Genomic DNA, 16,389 nt, shown 5'->3' on the forward strand with positions numbered 1-16,389 from the left:
CATGAGCGATTTCAGCACCCTTGAAGTGATCCGTGACCCACGCGGCTTCGCCACCCTGTGGCTGAGCCGCGAGGACAAGAACAACGCCTTCAACGCGCAAATGATCCGCGAGCTGATCGTGGCCATCGACCGCCTGGCCGAAGATGCCAGCCTGCGCTTTGTGCTGCTGCGCGGCCGTGGCCGGCACTTCAGCGCCGGTGCCGACCTGGCCTGGATGCAGCAGTCGGCACAGCTGGACTTCAACACCAACCTGGATGACGCCCACGAACTGGGCGAGCTGATGTACGCCCTGCACCGCCTCAAGGCGCCTACCCTGGCCGTGGTGCAAGGTGCAGCCTTTGGCGGCGCGCTGGGCCTGATCAGCTGCTGTGACATGGCCATCGGCGCCGAAGATGCTCAGCTCTGCCTGTCGGAAGTACGGATTGGCCTGGCCCCGGCGGTCATCAGCCCGTTTGTGGTCAAGGCCATTGGCGAGCGCGCCGCGCGCCGCTATGCCCTCACTGCCGAGCGTTTCAGCGGCATACGGGCCCGCGAGCTGGGGCTGCTGGCCGAGGTGTACCCGGCCAGTGAGCTGGACGCCCAGGTGGAAGCGTGGGTGAACAACCTGCTGCAGAACAGCCCGCAAGCGTTGCGCGCCACCAAGGACTTGCTGCGCGAAGTGGACGACGGCGAACTCAGCCCGGCCCTGCGCCGCTACTGCGAGAACACCATCGCCCGCATCCGCGTCAGCGCCGAAGGCCAGGAGGGCCTGCGCGCTTTCCTGGAAAAACGCCGCCCCGCCTGGCAAACCGATGACAAGAAGGAACCGCGCCCATGAGCCGCCCCGTTTTGACCACCCTGCTGGTCGCCAACCGTGGCGAAATCGCCTGCCGCATAATGCGCACCGCCAAGGCCATGGGCCTGACCACTGTTGCCGTGCACAGCGCCACCGACCGTGACGCCCGGCACAGCCGCGAAGCGGATATCCGCGTCGACCTGGGCGGCACCAAGGCCGCCGAAAGCTACCTGCTGGTCGACAAGCTGCTGGCCGCTGCCAAGGCCAGCGGTGCTCAGGCCATTCACCCAGGCTATGGTTTTCTGTCGGAGAACGCTGGCTTCGCCCGCGCTATCGAACAGGCCGGGCTGATCTTCCTTGGCCCACCTGCCACCGCCATCGACGCCATGGGCAGCAAGTCGGCGGCCAAGGCGCTGATGGACGCCGCTGGCGTGCCGCTGGTGCCGGGCTATCACGGCGAAGCCCAGGACCTGGACACCTTCCGTGCCGCCGCCGAACGCATCGGCTACCCGGTGCTGCTCAAGGCCAGCGCCGGCGGCGGCGGCAAGGGCATGAAAGTGGTGGAGGAAGAAAGCCAGCTGGCCGACGCCCTGGCCTCGGCCCAGCGTGAGGCGCAGTCGGCGTTCGGCGATGCGCGCATGCTGGTGGAAAAGTATGTGCTAAAGCCGCGTCACGTCGAAATCCAGGTATTTGCTGACCAGCACGGCAACTGCCTGTACCTCAACGAACGCGACTGCTCGATTCAGCGCCGCCACCAGAAAGTGGTCGAAGAGGCCCCTGCCCCCGGCCTGTCGCCCGAACTGCGCCGGGCCATGGGCGAAGCGGCGGTGCGTGCGGCGCAGGCTATCGGCTATGTGGGTGCCGGCACCGTGGAGTTTCTGCTCGATGCCCGTGGCGAGTTCTTCTTCATGGAGATGAACACCCGCCTGCAGGTGGAACACCCGGTCACCGAGGCCATCACCGGCTTGGACCTGGTGGCCTGGCAGATTCGCGTGGCCTGCGGCGAGCCCCTGCCGATCACTCAGGAGCAGGTGCCGCTGATCGGCCATGCCATCGAAGTGCGGTTGTACGCCGAAGACCCGGCCAATGAGTTCCTGCCTGCCACCGGTACGCTTGCGCTGTACCGTGAGTCGGCGCCAGGCGAAGGCCGGCGGGTGGACAGCGGGGTCAGCGAAGGCGACGTGGTGTCGCCCTTCTACGACCCGATGCTCGGCAAGCTGATTGCCTGGGGTGAAAACCGCGAACAGGCGCGCCTGCGCTTGCTGGCCATGCTCGACGAGTTCGCCATTGGCGGGGTAAAGACCAACATTGCTTTCCTGCGCCGCATTCTCGCCCACCCGGCGTTTGCGGCGGCAGAGCTGGACACCGGCTTCATTCCCCGCCACCAGGATGTGTTGCTGCCGGCGCCCCATGCGCTGCCGGCGGGCTTCTGGGAAGCGGCAGCCGAAGCCTGGCTGCAGGGGCAGCCCGGGCATAAGCGTGATGACGACCGCAGTTCGCCGTGGGGTGCGCACAACGGCCTGCGCTTGGGCCTGCCGGCACGCAGCAGCCTGCATCTGGCAAGCGCCGGGCAGGACCAGGCGGTTGCCTTGGAGCGCAGCGCTGCGTCCACCTGGCAGCTAGCGGGTGAGCAACTGGTGCACGATCAGGCAGGCGTGCGCCGCCAGCATTTGGCAATCCGCCGCGATGGCACCCTGTACCTGCACTGGGATGGCGAGATGCACGCCATTCAGGCCTTCGACCCGATTGCCGAAGCCGAGGCCAGCCATGGCCATCAAGGCGGCCTGGGCGCGCCCATGAACGGCAGCATCGTGCGGGTGCTGGTAGAGCCGGGGCAGGTGGTTGAAGCCGGTACAGCGCTGGTAGTGCTAGAGGCCATGAAGATGGAGCACAGCATTCGTGCGCCGCATGGCGGAACGGTGAAGGCGTTGTTCTGCCAGGAAGGGGATATGGTCAGCGAAGGGACTGTGTTGGTCGAACTGGCTGAGTGAGGAAAGCGGGGCAACTGCCTTGCTCAGATTGTGAAGGTTTGCGCGATCACTGTGGGAGCGGGCATGCCCGCGAACACCGGCAAAGCCGGTGCTATACACCGCGTTGGATTCTTCGCGGGCGCGCCCGCTCCCACAAGTGATGCGCCAACTTCAGCGCAACGCTGTACCTGTGGGAGCGGCTTTAGCCGCGAACACCGGCAAAGCCGGTGCCATACCCCGCGTTGGATTCTTCGCGGGTGAACCCGCTCCCACAGGGCCAGCGCAATGCTTGAGGTCGGCACCGTACTTGTGGGAGCCCGGCTTGCCGGCGATGGGCTGCGCAGCAGCCCCGGCAAACTAGAAGGCCCCATGCACCCGCACGACTACTCCCAGGATCTCACAACCTTCTTCGCATAGTAGCGCCGGGTAGTTGCCGTTCAGTGCCTTCAAATAACGCTGCCCACCTTCCTCGGCCAACTCGCGGAAAATCGCCGGTTTGCCCGGCTGACGAGCGATGACCAACCGCCCAGCCTCAGCCTCCACGCCCGGGTCGACCAGCATCCGCATGCCCTGTGGCACGCTCCGACCACTGACAGCGCTCATCGCGTCATTTTCAACCGTCAGCCAGAAAGCCTTGCCCTGGGCCAGGTAGTCCGTCTGCTCGAACACACCCGGCTCCTCACGCTCTTCAACACCTAGCTCGCTCCAGGCCAACACTGGGTAGCGGAAACACACGATGTATTGCATTAGGTCCAGATCGTCATCGGCGTCATCCATCTGATAAACGCCACGCTCCTCGCCAACCTGCCCCTGAATGCGCAGCTGCAGGCTGACGTTGTAGTGAGGCATGCCAATCTCGACGAACGTACGGTTCATCGACTCGATCTTCGGCTGACGCCGCTTGTTCACCCAATGCCCTACGCTGCCTTGAGACACGCCAACGCGCTCGGCAAGCTGCTCTTGAGTGAGCCCAAGCTCCTCCATCCGGTCACGGACGAGGGCAATCCATTTATCCATATTCATCGCTGGCACGATACGGACTGCCTTTAGCCGCTCAATAAACATTCAGTATTATTTATCAAAGGGCGCTAAAATACCCGAGGTATTATTATCGGTCGGACCCCTTCCCCTACTGGCTCTAGCAGGTATCAGGATGAAACCACCGAAAAACGACGAAACAGATCTCGACAGCGAAGCCGCCCGCCGCGCCCTCGACTACTACCTCAACCCCAAGCCGCAGCGCCCGACCCTCGACAACAAGATCTGGACCCTGCACGAGAGCGTCACCGGCGACCAGGCCCGGGAGCATGCCATCGCCCTGCTGCGCTGCGCCGCCGCTACAGCGCAGGAAACCGCCAGCCACCAGCACGGCAGCCAGCGCGAGCTGACCTACGCGTTGATGCACATGGTGGACATGGCCCGCGCCCTGCTGGAGCACAAGCGCGCCGCAGATCCGGATTTCTGAGTAAAAAAGGAGGGAGAGAACGTGATGGCCGCGAACGGCAGAGGCCCCGACTGCCGGGACAAGGAAGCGCATCGGTAAAACTTTTTTACCGAATTAGCGAAAATTCATTTGACTGGCAAATGATAACGATTATTATTGCACTCAGCTGATCGCGAGATCTGCTGGATAACCTGGAGCTTAGGTCGCTCTCAGATTATCTCCTCATCAGGCTAATCACGGTTTTTGACCCGGCTTTTTGCCGGGTCTTTTTTTTTGCTCTTCAGGCTAATGAAGATCGTGATGGCGCGCATGATAGCAAAGGTGTTTCAGGGCGTGAACGCTCATTACAAAACTTTGCGGAATCAGCACTTGAGAATCAATCTCGTTTCGCCTACGCTGGTCTCGCATCAAGGAAGATGCCCCCACCCCTCCCCCTTCAAGCAAGGAGCTGTCCATGACCCGTCTGCTACTGCCGCTTGAACACCCAACGCCTGTTGCCGAACACGATGCCGACCATGCCCTGCTGCACGCCCTGAAGCGGCTGCCCCGCCGCGTGCAGCAAGTGTTCCTGCTCAACCGCCTCGACCAGTTGGATTTCGCCACCATCGCCGCCCGCCTCGACCTGCCCTTGGCGAGCATCGAGCGGAACATGGACCAGGCGCTGCAGGCCGGTCGCTCGCGTCGTGATGTGCTGTCGAGCGTTGCAGGGCAATGGTATGTGCGCTTGCAGAGCCCACAGGTGACGGCTTGCGAAAGGATCGACTTTCGTCGCTGGCTGGATGCGGATACGGCGAACCTGGAGGCGTTTCACGAAACGGAACTGCGCTGGCGCAGCCTGCTGGCGCCGGCACGGCAACTGGGCCATGACGGCTGGTACCGGCAAGGCCGGGCGGCACTGTCGCTGGGCGGGTGCTCGATTGCGCTCGGGCTTGGCGTGGCGGCCTTGGTGCTGTTTGGTGTCTGGGCCTGAGCACCTTTTGGCCAGCCGATCAAAAGCGCTCGGCCGGGTCTGTAGTCATTAGCATTTGCTGGAACCGCTCCAGAAAGATCGACTCGGCCTGCGTCAACTTCTGCTCCCGGTTCCAGAGCAGGTACACGTTCACATCGATCACCCCTTCCCACGGCGGCAAGCGCCACAGCTCATTGGCCTGCACATCCGCCGCGACGATGTGCTCCGGCAGGCAACCAATGCCATAACCGGCCCCCACCAGCCGCAGGATTTCATCCAGGCTCGGTGAAGATGCGACGATACGCCCGGTAAACCCCTGCTGATCACGAAACACCGTCAGCGGCGACAGGTTGCCGCCCATTTGGTCACTGGTGAAGCTCACGAAGTTCTCGCCCTGCAAGTCGGCCACGGTAAGGTTCTTGCGACCAAACAAGCGATGGCGCTTGCCGCAGAAAAATGCGTAGCGCTGTTCGAGCAGCACCCGTTGCTCCAGCCGGGGCTGGGGGGTGCGGCACAGGCTCAAACCGAATGATGCGGTCTTCTGCAACAAACCACTGGCCACATCCGAACTGCGCAGCACGTCTATTTCCAGCTCCACCTGCGGATAGTCGCTGTGAAACTGTGCAAGGAAGTCATCGTAGGCACGCGACTGGATGCGGCTGATGCTGAGCAGACGGATCTTGCCCGTCACCGTCTCGGCCGGGCTGTCCAGCGCAGGCCCCAGCCGCGAGACCGTGCCGTACAGCTCGGCCGCGATCTGCATTACTTCCTCCCCCGCCTTTGACAGGTTGATGCGTGGCCCGCGGCGTACCACCAAGGCACTGTCCAGCTGCTCCTCCAGGCGCCTGAGCGCCTGGCTAACGGCCGGCTGGCTGAGGTGCAGGCGTGCCGCGGCCCGGCTGATGCTGCCCTCCTGGCCGATCACCAGAAAGGTCCGCAACAGGTTCCAATCGAGGCGGTCATTGAGGAAACGCTTGGCTTCGGGGTCTCTTGCGAGGGTCGTTGTCGTCGGCGTCATTATTTGTTGATCTTATACTTGAGTATTTAAATTAGAAGCTTTTCCTAGCATAGGACTTGGCTCAACATCTAGCAACGCACCGCCAGAGTGCCTTTGCCCTGCCCGTGCAGGGCTCTCCTTCTCCTGCCTATAACAATGACGCCCAGGAGCCTCAGATGAAGAGCAATACCCCCACCCCGCGTCGTGCCGCGGCGGCTGCCTTTATTGGCACCACCATCGAATTCTATGATTTCTACATCTACGCCTTCGCCGCAGCCCTGGTGCTCGGGCAGCTGTTCTTCCCCAGCGAAAACCCGATGCTCAGCACCATGGCCGCGTTCGGCAGCTTTGCCGTGGGCTTTATCGCACGGCCGTTCGCCGGCATGGTGTTCGGCCACCTGGGCGATCGCCTGGGGCGCAAGAAAATGCTGCTGGTCACGATTGTGCTGATGGGCGTGGCCACCACCTGCATCGGCCTGCTGCCGACCTACGCACAGGCCGGTATCTGGGCCCCCATCGGCCTGATATTCCTGCGCCTGCTACAAGGCATCTCGGTCGGTGGTGAATGGGGCGGCGCGGTGCTGATGGCCAGCGAGCATGCGCCCAAGGGCCGCAAGGTGTTCTTCGCTTCGTTTGCCCAGTGGGGCAGCCCGGCGGGCCTGCTGCTGGCGCTGATCGCCTTCCGCTTCATTACTGCAATGGAGACGGAAGACCTGATGAGCTGGGGCTGGCGTATTCCGTTCCTGATGAGCGGGCTGCTGATGATCGTCGGTTTGCTGATCCGCTTCGGCGTGCCGGAGTCACCAGAGTTTGCCGAGGTCAAGGACAGCGACCAGACCAGCGACAACCCGGTGCGCGAAGTGCTGCGCAACCACTGGCGGAACATCGTCTTCGCAGCCCTGGCCGTAACCATAGGCTCTGGCGGGTTCTTCTTCACCAACACCTTCATGATCACCTACGTCACCCAGTATCAGGGCATCGCCAAGACCACCATTCTCGATTGCCTGTTCGTGGTCACCATCCTGCAGTTTCTCTCGCAACCCTGTTCGGCCATGCTCGCCGAGCGCCTTGGTGAAGGGCGCTTCCTGAAGTGGGTCGCGGCGCTGTGCATGGTGGTGCCGTACCCGATGTTCCTGCTGGTGCAGACCGGCAACGTGGTCTACATGACCGCTGGTATCGCCCTGGCCGTGGTCCTGCTGTCGGCGCTGTATGCCGTGATTGCCGGCTACATGGCCGAAGCATTCCCGGCCCGGGTCCGTTACTCGGGCATTTCGATCGCCTACCAGCTGGGCAGCGGCCTGACCGGTGGCCTTACGCCAATGCTGGGCACGTTCGTTGCCGGCCAGTTCGCCGGGCAATGGCTACCGTTGGCGCTGTTCTTCAGCGTGCTGGCCTTGATGTCGCTGGCCGGCGTGCTGGGGCTCTCGCACCTGCGCAACGCCAGCGCCAGGCCGGTCGCCCTCTCCACTTCGCAAGGAATCGCCTGATGAGCAACAAGCCTCACGCCATGTCAGAAACCGAATGGCAAGCACGCTGCGAGCTGGCTGCGCTGTATCGCCTGATCGCCTACTACCGCATGACCGACCTGATCGACACGCACATCACCCTGCGTGTACCCGGGCCTGACCGGCACTTCCTGATCAACCGCTATGGCGTGGCATTCGAGAAGATGCGCGCCAGCGACCTGGTGCTAATCGACCTGGACGGCAACGTGGTCGACAGCCATTTCAACGGCGGCAAGGTCAATGCGGCCGGCTTCGTCATCCATTCGGCGATCCACGAGGCGCGCCCGGACCTGCACTGCATCATCCACACCCACACGGCAGCGGGCATGGCGGTGGCAGCACAACGTGACGGCCTGCTGCCACTGACCCAGCACGCGCTGAAGTTCTACGGCAACCTGGCGTATCACACCTACGAAGGCATCGCGCTGTCACTGGAAGAACGCGAACGGCTGGTCGCCGACCTTGGCGCGCACAAGGCGATGATCTTGCGCAACCATGGGCTGCTGGCCGCAGGTAGCAACGTGGCGGCAGCGTTCCACGAAATCTATTTCCTGGAGCGCGCTTGCCAGGCTCAAATCCAGGCGATGTCTGCCGGCGTGGCGTTGAACATCCCCAATGAGGAAGTGTGCCGGCACACCGCCGCACAGTTCGGGCGCGATGGCATCGACGGCATCATCGACATGGCCTGGCAGGCCGCGCTCAGCCTGATCGACGCGCAGCGCAGCGAGTGGTGCAGCTGACATGGCCAGCCTCGTATTGCTTTGCCAGAACCCGGCGCTGACTGACTGGCTGGCCGCGCTGTTCACCGAGCACGCCCCGCAGCTGAACGTGTTGCGCCCGGAAGATGCCGGCGCAAGGCACGCCGAAGTGGCCGTGTGCTGGTTCCCGCCCGAAGGTAGCCTTGGCCGCTTGCCGAACCTGCGCCTGGTGCACTCGATCGGCTCGGGCATTGATCACCTGGCGCAGGACAGCTCACGCGATGCGTCGCTGCCGGTGTGCCGGGTGGTCGACCCTGACCACACCCAGGGCATGAGCGAGTACGTGCATTGGGGCGTGCTGCACTTTCACCGGGGCTTCGACCGGGTAATCGCCGGCAATGCCAGCCAGCACTGGCAGCGCCCGGTGCAGCGCAAGGCGGGGGATTTTCGGGTCGGCGTGATGGGCCTGGGCGCGATTGGCGCACCGGTGGCGCAGCGGCTGGCGGCGGCGGGTTATGACGTGCGCGGCTGGGCCCGCACGCCGCGCCAGGTCGATGGCGTAAACACCTTCGCAGGCCCGGCTTCGCTGCAAGGCTTCCTCGCCGGACTGGATGTGCTGGTCAACCTGCTGCCCCTCACCGCCAGCACGCATGGCGTACTGAACCATGCCGTATTCCGGCACATGGCCGAAGGCAGCGCCCTGATCAACTGTGGTCGTGGCCAGCACCTCAACCCGCACGACTTGCGCCAGGCGCTGGCCAGCGGGCAGTTGCGCGGCGCCTTGCTCGATGTGTTCGAACAGGAGCCGTTGCCTGCCGATTCGCCGCTGTGGCACACGCCCGGCGTGTGGGTGACACCGCACATGGCGTCGGCCGCGTCCGACCTGTGCATCGCCCGGCAAGTGGCCGACAACGTGTCGCGCCTGAGCGCCGGGCTGGGACTGAACAATCTGGTCGATCCCGAACTGGGTTATTGACCGCACGCGTTACCAAGAGGTGATTCATGAAAACGTTTTTCCATCCTGCTCAACGCCTGCACCACCCCCGCTCCTACCTGTCGCGTGGGCAGATGCGCCAACCGCAGGAAGTGCCGGCCCGCATCGACCCGCTACTGGCAGTAGTCGAAAAACTCGGCTACCCGCTGCTCGAACCCGCCGACCACGGCCTCGCCCCGCTGGCGGCCGTGCATGGCCAGGCGTACCTGGACTACCTGGGCAGCGCCTACCAGCAGTGGCACGAAGTGCCGGAAGACTGGGGCGATGAGGTGATGTCCAACATCTACATCCGCGAAGGCAACCCCTTGCGCGGCATCCTCGGCAAGACCGCCCGCTACCTGGCCGATGGCAGCTGCCCAATCGGCGAGCACACCTGGCAGGCCGCTTACTGGTCGGCGCAGAGCGCGGTGGCCGCGGCACATGCGGTGATCGAAGGCGACCAGGCCGCTTATGCCCTGTGCCGGCCACCAGGGCACCATGCCCGCGCCGAAGCCGCAGGTGGGTTCTGCTTCCTGAACAATGCCGCAATCGCCGCCCAGGTGCTGCGTGGCAAGTTCGGCAAAGTGGCCGTGCTCGACACCGACATGCACCACGGCCAAGGCATCCAGGAAATCTTCTACGAGCGAGACGATGTGTTGTACGTGTCGATTCATGGCGATCCGACCAACTTCTACCCGGTGGTCGCCGGCTTCGATGATGAGACCGGCGCTGGTGCAGGGGCTGGCTTCAACCTGAACCTGCCCATGGCCCATGGCGCCAGCGAAGCGGATTTCTTTGCCTGCATGGACCAGGCGGCAACGGCGCTGCGCGCCTTCGCCCCGGACGTGCTGGTGCTGTCGCTGGGCTTTGACATCTACGAAAACGACCCGCAGTCCAAGGTACACGTCAGCCATGAAGGGTTCCGCCTGCTGGGGCAGCGGATCAAGGCACTGGGCCTGCCTTGCGTGGTGGTCCAGGAGGGTGGCTACGACATTGCGACCCTGGATGAAAACGCCGTGCGCTTCTTTACCGGCATGACTGCCTGAGGCAAAACCCGATGTGCTCCGGGTTGCCCTGAGCAACCCGGCCTACCGAGTAATACAACAATAAAGAGCGCAACTTGCCGCACCCGCAAGTTAGCGATCAGGCCCCCGGCTGCCCGCCGCAGACGCAGACGCAGGGGCAATAACAATAAATCTTCACGCTGCCGTTCTTGGACCTGGCAATAAGGAAGTCTTCATGTCGTTCAAAACTTTCACCTTGGGGATGGCAGGCGCGAGTGCCTGTCTGTTTGGCTCGATTGCCTGCGCGGCTGAATCGGACCATGGTTTTATTGAAGACAGTACCACCACGGTCGGCTTGCGCAACTTCTACTGGAACGCCGACAACCGCAACGGCAGCTACCTCAACCCGGCCGGCGAGCGGCAAAGTTATCGCCAGGAATGGGCGCAAGGTGTGCTGGCCAAGTTCAGTTCCGGCTATACCCAAGGGCTGGTGGGGTTCGGCCTCGACTTGCATTACATAGGCGCAATAAAGCTCGACGGTGGCAAGGGCCGGGTTGGCGACGGTATCGGCAATGGCGGTATCGTCTCCCGCGATAACCAGGGCGACCCCAAGGCTGAATATTCCAAGGCCGGTGGTGCGGTAAAGATGCGCGTCGGCAGCACCGAACTGGCTTATGGCGACCTGTTCCCCGATTCACCGGTGCTGAAGTACGGAGATATCCGCCTGCTACCGCAAACGCTCCGAGGGTGGAACGTCACCGATCGTTCCTTCGCCGGGCTGGCCCTCAATGCAGGGCGCTTTACCTCCAGCAGCGACCGGGCAGCAACCAATCACGGCGGCAAGCTGGGTACCGCTTACGGTGGTCGCCAGGCCGACAGTGACTTTGTCAGTTATTACGGCGGTATCTACACCGGCGTCGACAATGTGAAGATCAAGCTGTTCGGGTCGGAACTCGACAACATCTGGAACCAGCAATTTGCATCTATCGAATACCGGGTGCCTTTGAAGGCGGGTGGCGTGTTCAATACCGGCGCCAATTACTACCGTACGCGTGACACCGGCACCTCGCTGCTTGGCGATATTCGCAACGATGCCTGGAGTGCCCGGGTAGGCTACGCAATGGGTGGTCACAAGTTCGAAGTTGCTTACACCCGCATCGACGGCGACCAGCCTTTCGACTATGTCTGGAACAGTTTCGACATTGAACTGGATGCGGCCTCCCAAGGCAGCGACTTCAACAGCCCCAACGAAAGAGCATGGAGTGCACGTTACGACCTGGACGCCGTCATCTTTGGCGTACCCGGGCTGAGCTTCACGGCGCGCTACATACGCGGCACCGATATTGATGGCCGCGACGCTGGCGGCGCCTATTCACGGTTCCAGGCGGTGCGCGACGGGTCGCAATGGGAACGGGACCTGTGGGTGAAATACGTGGTGCAGTCGGGGCCTGCGAAAAACCTGTCCGTGCGGCTGCTGCATGCGTCGATGCGCACGGGCGGCGATTACGGGGCAATCGCCAATGACCTGGACCAGACCCGAATCATTCTGGACTACCCACTGGACCTGAGCTTTCTTAAATAGCCTGGCAAGCTTGCTCGGGGTTCTGAAAGAGCGAGCTCACCCGGAGCCACCAGGCCAGCCGATGCCGAACATCTCGTTGGATTCTCAGGGATAAATCGGATGGACCCACCGCCGCTCGCAGAGTGGCGGCGCCACACGATGTAACCATGCCAATGTGTAGTCCTCCTCGCCAGCTCTCCCACATTTAGGTTTGACACGGCATCGCAAACGTGGGGAACCAAGTGTGCTTGATTAATGAAACCAAACACCCGCACACCACTAGCACTGCTTTTATCCAAGCCCGAGGGTGCAAAGCAGCGCCTCGCCCAAGGACTCATTGATGCGGCTCCGGCTGTAAAAGCCGTCGCATACATCGCATGACTCAAGCCAGCGAGACCATGGAGCGATCCAAGCGTCTCTGTAAACCGGGCTTGGGTTTGCGCGTCAAGGAGCGCAGTGGGATGACAGGCTGCATGCGATATGGGCCGCTATACCGGCGCAGTGACCAGGCGCCCCCCTTTGTCAGCCAGCAACCATTTGCAGGGTCTGCGAGGACGGCAACGCTGGTTTATCGGAATGCTGACGTCATCCCACGGAAAGTGGGCTTGCAATCGCGGCTGAAAAAGCACCGCCATGAGCTTTTTGTGAAAGCGGGGCGTTCGACTTGGATGCATCTTACGCCCTGTGTGAAAAGTCTGAAACGAAGGTAAGGCAAGGCGAAAACGGCCGACGAACAGCAGGGGTGTCGCACGATTTTGCGGATTATGAGTGGACATTCCTAGGCCGTTCTCACGCTGCGTCACCGAGTTTCAAGATTGCCACACAGATCCTATTGCCCCTATCCTCAACAGATCTGATCATGACTATATCAACTATTACTTCTCAGCCGCGGGTATCTACTTTTACAACTGATAACGCTGCCGCCCGCACCGTTAATGAAGCCGAACCAAGAGCCACACAAAACGAAAAAACCTATCAAAATATGCACTCAATGATCAGTGAGCGGTATCAAGATTTCAATCCGAAGACGGAGCTTGGCTTCCAACAACGCCCTGGCGTTACCGCGAATATAGACCCCATTTCTAAACAGGATCTTATTTCCATACTGGAACACATCAAGACCGACGATAATTTATTTGAAAATTGCAAGGGCAAATCAGCCAAGGCTCCATTTTTTAACAAATTCTATTTGATGTCTAACCCGGAGCAGGGCTGGAATCTTCGCCTTCACAACTTTAGTGTCAGAGGTAGCGGTCTCGGAGGAGAGGACAGCCCTCACTATCATCGTTGGACCTTGGGATCAAGCGTATTGGCGGGAGGGTACCTCAACGTCAACTACCAAGAAGGCCCGAAAACAGATTCAACCTCACAAAGAGATAGTTATTCAAAATATGAGCTTGGCTCGTCAAAGTCTCAAACAGGCACTGGCACCCGTGATGCAAAATTCATTTCAGAAGCAGAAATGAAAGTCATAGACAAAACCTTGTACGCGCAAGGTAGTCTTAATCACTTCCCCATAGCTACACCTCACAGCGTGGAATCCCACGGTGCCGTCATGGGAACTACGCTCACACTTGCCCACACGAGCAAAGCGGTTACGGAAAATTCGTTTGCGTTTGAGAAATCCGATAATATCAAGGAGATTCCTCAGATAAAAATCGAAAGCAACGAAACTTTCAAGGCCATGCTCCAAGAGCAGATAACTCATCTACAGGTGCTTGTATTAAGCGACCACCTCAATACTTCACTGACGGAAAGATTTGAACAAAACTTCCCTCTCACAACTGGAGAGGAGAGACATCTAGCCGATTACAAAGAACCAAATTATGTGGAAACCTCACTCCTACCAGCGCTCGCCATTTACCAGATGGAAACGCTTAACAATATCGAGCACAGTGAGTTTTCCGATGAGACTGTTAAACTCATTGATACTGCACTGACTGAAATAGATCATGAATCCTTGGACACATTGATCGCAAGCAACCAACTCGACCTCTACGACAAGCAACTCACCATCGAAATCGATGACCCTGAATTAGCTAGACAATTGAGCGAACGCGCCAATCAGACGATTGCGATGCACTGATCACTTCCACTAAAAAATCACCCTTAAAGGGCTAATGCCAGTCAGTTAAGCTTTGTGAGGCCGGGGATGTTCGACGGAGTATTTGTATCGTCCGTGCGGTCGAGCGCCCGCTCGCGACACGCCGCGCGGGCGGTGCTCGCCTAACAGGCGCTGCAAATACCCCGACAGGTTCGTATCAACCAGACTTGTTTAACTGACCGGCTTTACTCTTAAAGTTACACATCCCTCAGGAAAACGCTGCAACACGTTTACGAAAAAATGTTCATCGATTTGAGCGCTTTTTGAAAGTCACGGGTGCTGGAGAAATTTAGGCTGCAAGAAAAGCCAAAATCCGCGCATTACAAGAGCGAGAATCATGCAAAACCACGCCAGCACATTCTATGCAGCAATCCCGGGAGACTGCTGAATAATGAACCTTAATATTTCAGAAAACTTACGCACGGCCTTGATAAAACTCGGCATTTCTCAGGAAAAGATCGACGCATTCGATCACCACTCTTCCATAGAGCTATACTTCACAACTATCAACCCAATCATCATTACATTAAAAAACAACAGAGTCTGGATGTGGAGCAAACTAGATGACTTGAATAGCTTCAACATCACTATTCATGCAGAAAATCTACTCAACACACTACAGCACGCATTGCCAGGCGTCTTGACGGGGCAAGCGGTACTGGGAAAAACCAATGATGGTTTCGAAATAAAAGCGTTGCTTGCCGAAGAATGTATCGAATCAACCGACGAGCTCCGACTGGCACTGGATGAGTTTTATAACCTGACGATGTCAATTCACAATATACTTAATCGATGAACCACCCCCGCGAATAGTTCAATTGCCTTATCAGGTGATGAAAAATGCCAATTAACAATGACATAAAATGCATTACACCAGCCACCGCACAAGACCACACCGAGCGCAACGGCCCCAAGAATGCCGAATTTGCCAAAGACTTCGATTTCGCGAGGAACCACTCCATTGATATTAGATCAAATACAACGCTCACTCTGACCATACAAAACGGAAACGAAGAGCCTCCCGAACATTTCCAATGCAATGAGAACAGCACCCCACACATCCAAAACGGCGCAATCCATAACGCGATCACTCAAAGCGACATCATTGAAAAACACTCGAACAACCTTATCCCAGCGGGCGAGGCGCCCATTGAGGACGGCGCGCTGAGTTTTGGCATGAACAGGTTCAGGGTTCCCCCCCCTGAAACCACGGAGACACCAAAAGCGCTCGCCAAGGATTCAATTCATCATACAAAAAATCACTCCAACCCGGCAGGTCCACACGCGCTGAGAGAGACAAAGAATCTCGCCATGAAACAAACAGTAGACGGAAGAAGAGTTCTTTATAGCCCAAGCGACGCACTCATTAAAGAACTGGGCACTGCTGCCAGCGTATTGCATCGAATCATTTCAAAGCTGAGCCCCAACAGCCAAGCAATCATCGCTGCCCGTTTACTAGGGGAAGAAGGTCTGCTCGACGGAAAAACAATCACAGATTTGCTCGCTGCGTTACAGCGAGTCAGTGCAAAAAACAACTCATCCAGTGCAGAGGCTGCCAGTGCTACAGACAGAGCCGCGGTGATTGCTCTGATGGGTGATATCGGCGTATTTTACTCCCGCCCAGCTGACGCGAAGGTGGAGCTGATGACCGAATTAAACAGTCAGCTGGCAGCAGCTGGTCTGCACGTACCAGAGGAATCGGAAATGGAAATTATGCGAGAGAAAGGAGGTTCTCGAACTGTAGGACCAGATAAAAAGTCTGAGCGAAGCGTTGTGGCTTTCGACTCGGGTGCAGACACCCCTTTCCGAACGGGCATTCATAATATGGGGCTGGAAGCAGATAAAGTACTAGGTATTACTGAACACAACCGCATTCCAGAGATCCGTTGGCCGGTCTTCGACATCAGTACGGCCCGCATCAAGGGAACTACAGAGCCGTTTTCCGGGCACATGTCGGGTTCGCCGGCCGAGATCTTACAGACGTGGGACATGTTGTGTGGGGTGCCAGGGGAGGACCAGTATGTGGGCGCTTTACCCCGCAACTCGGCTCGCCAGGAGGGTGAAAAGTTCCGTCACCCCCTGTATGACATGACCTCGACCGAGCAAGCGCAGCGCTATGCTCGCGCGGCAGGTGCCAGTGCCTTTTTAGTCGGGCTGGGTTACCACAGTACCGTCGAAGTGCTTGAGGGTATTCTCGTCTACACCGGGCAAAACATCAGGATAGAAGGCACGCTGTCTCAATCACAACGAGATGCCGCTCATCTATTTGGCCATGGAGCAGCGACGGATCTTATAACAGAATTATTCAAAACCAATACTGCGCGCCAGGTTCTGTAGGTAATGTATTGTCGTAAACACCGCCACCAGGCGGTGTTCCTCAGCCACCTAATAGCCGCTTGATGCCATCAG

General features: G+C 59.4%; 14 protein-coding genes and 1 pseudogene. 12 read left to right on the plus strand and 3 right to left on the minus strand.

From position 1 onward, the window contains the following. The first annotated feature begins 1 nt into the window (after position 1). Both WF331_RS11160 and WF331_RS11165 read left to right on the plus strand, forming a co-directional pair. Positions 2-817: a gamma-carboxygeranoyl-CoA hydratase gene (locus WF331_RS11160; protein WP_049278012.1), complete on the plus strand. Its 816-nt coding sequence runs from the start codon at positions 2-4 to the stop codon at positions 815-817. Then, positions 814-2,766, plus strand: coding sequence for an acetyl/propionyl/methylcrotonyl-CoA carboxylase subunit alpha (locus WF331_RS11165; protein ID WP_340622903.1), 1,953 nt, complete (start codon positions 814-816; stop codon positions 2,764-2,766). The genes WF331_RS11160 and WF331_RS11165 overlap by 4 nt, the downstream gene beginning before the upstream one ends. 336 nt (positions 2,767-3,102) lie before the next feature. Here WF331_RS11165 and WF331_RS11170 read toward each other — a convergent pair whose 3' ends face one another. Next, positions 3,103-3,810 (minus strand): LexA family transcriptional regulator, encoded by a 708-nt coding sequence (locus WF331_RS11170; protein ID WP_033692800.1) that lies wholly within the window; start codon positions 3,808-3,810, stop codon positions 3,103-3,105. Positions 3,811-3,898: 88 nt separating this feature from the next. Between WF331_RS11170 and WF331_RS11175 the strand changes: the two genes are divergently transcribed. Continuing rightward, positions 3,899-4,210, plus strand: coding sequence for a DUF6124 family protein (locus WF331_RS11175; RefSeq protein ID WP_016498800.1), 312 nt, complete (start codon positions 3,899-3,901; stop codon positions 4,208-4,210). 433 nt (positions 4,211-4,643) lie between these two features. Further along, the gene (locus tag WF331_RS11180; protein ID WP_174370009.1) at positions 4,644-5,159 is read left to right on the plus strand and encodes a DUF4880 domain-containing protein; all 516 of its coding nucleotides are present in this window, start codon (positions 4,644-4,646) and stop codon (positions 5,157-5,159) included. A 19-nt stretch (positions 5,160-5,178) separates the two neighbouring features. Here WF331_RS11180 and WF331_RS11185 read toward each other — a convergent pair whose 3' ends face one another. Next, entirely contained in the window at positions 5,179-6,156 is a 978-nt protein-coding gene (locus WF331_RS11185; protein WP_016498798.1) for a LysR family transcriptional regulator, read from the minus strand. Between the two features lie 155 nt (positions 6,157-6,311). Here WF331_RS11185 and WF331_RS11190 point away from each other — a divergent pair, with 155 nt between their 5' ends. From WF331_RS11190 to WF331_RS11210, 5 genes are all read left to right on the plus strand, one after another. Continuing rightward, positions 6,312-7,622, plus strand: coding sequence for an MFS transporter (locus WF331_RS11190; protein ID WP_016498797.1), 1,311 nt, complete (start codon positions 6,312-6,314; stop codon positions 7,620-7,622). Then, positions 7,622-8,380, plus strand: coding sequence for a class II aldolase/adducin family protein (locus tag WF331_RS11195; RefSeq protein ID WP_061203163.1), 759 nt, complete (start codon positions 7,622-7,624; stop codon positions 8,378-8,380). The genes WF331_RS11190 and WF331_RS11195 overlap by 1 nt, the downstream gene beginning before the upstream one ends. Before the next feature lies 1 nt (position 8,381). Continuing rightward, positions 8,382-9,314: a 2-hydroxyacid dehydrogenase gene (locus tag WF331_RS11200; RefSeq protein WP_340622904.1), complete on the plus strand. Its 933-nt coding sequence runs from the start codon at positions 8,382-8,384 to the stop codon at positions 9,312-9,314. A gap of 26 nt (positions 9,315-9,340) precedes the next feature. After that, positions 9,341-10,357, plus strand: a complete 1,017-nt coding sequence (locus tag WF331_RS11205; protein WP_197864177.1) for a histone deacetylase family protein — start codon at positions 9,341-9,343, stop codon at positions 10,355-10,357. Between the two features lie 193 nt (positions 10,358-10,550). Continuing rightward, on the plus strand, positions 10,551-11,897 hold the full coding sequence (locus WF331_RS11210; RefSeq protein ID WP_340622905.1) for an OprD family porin: 1,347 nt from the start codon (positions 10,551-10,553) through the stop codon (positions 11,895-11,897). A 382-nt stretch (positions 11,898-12,279) separates the two neighbouring features. Here WF331_RS11210 and WF331_RS11215 read toward each other — a convergent pair. Then, a pseudogene (locus WF331_RS11215) lies at positions 12,280-12,466 on the minus strand (IS5/IS1182 family transposase); the annotation flags it as partial. A 269-nt stretch (positions 12,467-12,735) separates the two neighbouring features. Between WF331_RS11215 and WF331_RS11220 the strand changes: the two are divergent. The 3 genes from WF331_RS11220 (at position 12,736) to WF331_RS11230 (ending at position 16,317) form a co-directional block, all read left to right on the plus strand. Then, a complete protein-coding gene (locus WF331_RS11220) occupies positions 12,736-13,962 on the plus strand; it encodes a hypothetical protein (protein WP_340622906.1) in 1,227 nt (408 codons plus the stop codon). Positions 13,963-14,371: 409 nt separating this feature from the next. Next, positions 14,372-14,776 (plus strand): InvB/SpaK family type III secretion system chaperone, encoded by a 405-nt coding sequence (locus WF331_RS11225; protein ID WP_340622907.1) that lies wholly within the window; start codon positions 14,372-14,374, stop codon positions 14,774-14,776. 44 nt (positions 14,777-14,820) lie between these two features. Continuing rightward, the gene (locus WF331_RS11230) at positions 14,821-16,317 is read left to right on the plus strand and encodes a hypothetical protein (RefSeq protein ID WP_340622908.1); all 1,497 of its coding nucleotides are present in this window, start codon (positions 14,821-14,823) and stop codon (positions 16,315-16,317) included. Positions 16,318-16,389: the final 72 nt, after the last annotated feature.

This window comes from Pseudomonas sp. YNh, assembly GCF_037993085.1.
Lineage (GTDB): Bacteria > Pseudomonadota > Gammaproteobacteria > Pseudomonadales > Pseudomonadaceae > Aquipseudomonas > Aquipseudomonas putida.

Excerpts from the sequence above, each read along its gene's own strand:
- WF331_RS11160 (WP_049278012.1), top strand. The coding sequence starts at position 2 with ATGAGCGATTTCAGCACCCTTGAAGTGATCCGTGACCCACGCGGCTTC.
- WF331_RS11165 (WP_340622903.1), top strand. The coding sequence starts at position 814 with ATGAGCCGCCCCGTTTTGACCACCCTGCTGGTCGCCAACCGTGGCGAA.
- WF331_RS11170 (WP_033692800.1), bottom strand. The coding sequence starts at position 3,810 with ATGTTTATTGAGCGGCTAAAGGCAGTCCGTATCGTGCCAGCGATGAAT.
- WF331_RS11175 (WP_016498800.1), top strand. The coding sequence starts at position 3,899 with ATGAAACCACCGAAAAACGACGAAACAGATCTCGACAGCGAAGCCGCC.
- WF331_RS11180 (WP_174370009.1), top strand. The coding sequence starts at position 4,644 with ATGACCCGTCTGCTACTGCCGCTTGAACACCCAACGCCTGTTGCCGAA.
- WF331_RS11185 (WP_016498798.1), bottom strand. The coding sequence starts at position 6,156 with ATGACGCCGACGACAACGACCCTCGCAAGAGACCCCGAAGCCAAGCGT.
- WF331_RS11190 (WP_016498797.1), top strand. The coding sequence starts at position 6,312 with ATGAAGAGCAATACCCCCACCCCGCGTCGTGCCGCGGCGGCTGCCTTT.
- WF331_RS11195 (WP_061203163.1), top strand. The coding sequence starts at position 7,622 with ATGAGCAACAAGCCTCACGCCATGTCAGAAACCGAATGGCAAGCACGC.
- WF331_RS11200 (WP_340622904.1), top strand. The coding sequence starts at position 8,382 with ATGGCCAGCCTCGTATTGCTTTGCCAGAACCCGGCGCTGACTGACTGG.
- WF331_RS11205 (WP_197864177.1), top strand. The coding sequence starts at position 9,341 with ATGAAAACGTTTTTCCATCCTGCTCAACGCCTGCACCACCCCCGCTCC.
- WF331_RS11210 (WP_340622905.1), top strand. The coding sequence starts at position 10,551 with ATGTCGTTCAAAACTTTCACCTTGGGGATGGCAGGCGCGAGTGCCTGT.
- WF331_RS11220 (WP_340622906.1), top strand. The coding sequence starts at position 12,736 with ATGACTATATCAACTATTACTTCTCAGCCGCGGGTATCTACTTTTACA.
- WF331_RS11225 (WP_340622907.1), top strand. The coding sequence starts at position 14,372 with ATGAACCTTAATATTTCAGAAAACTTACGCACGGCCTTGATAAAACTC.
- WF331_RS11230 (WP_340622908.1), top strand. The coding sequence starts at position 14,821 with ATGCCAATTAACAATGACATAAAATGCATTACACCAGCCACCGCACAA.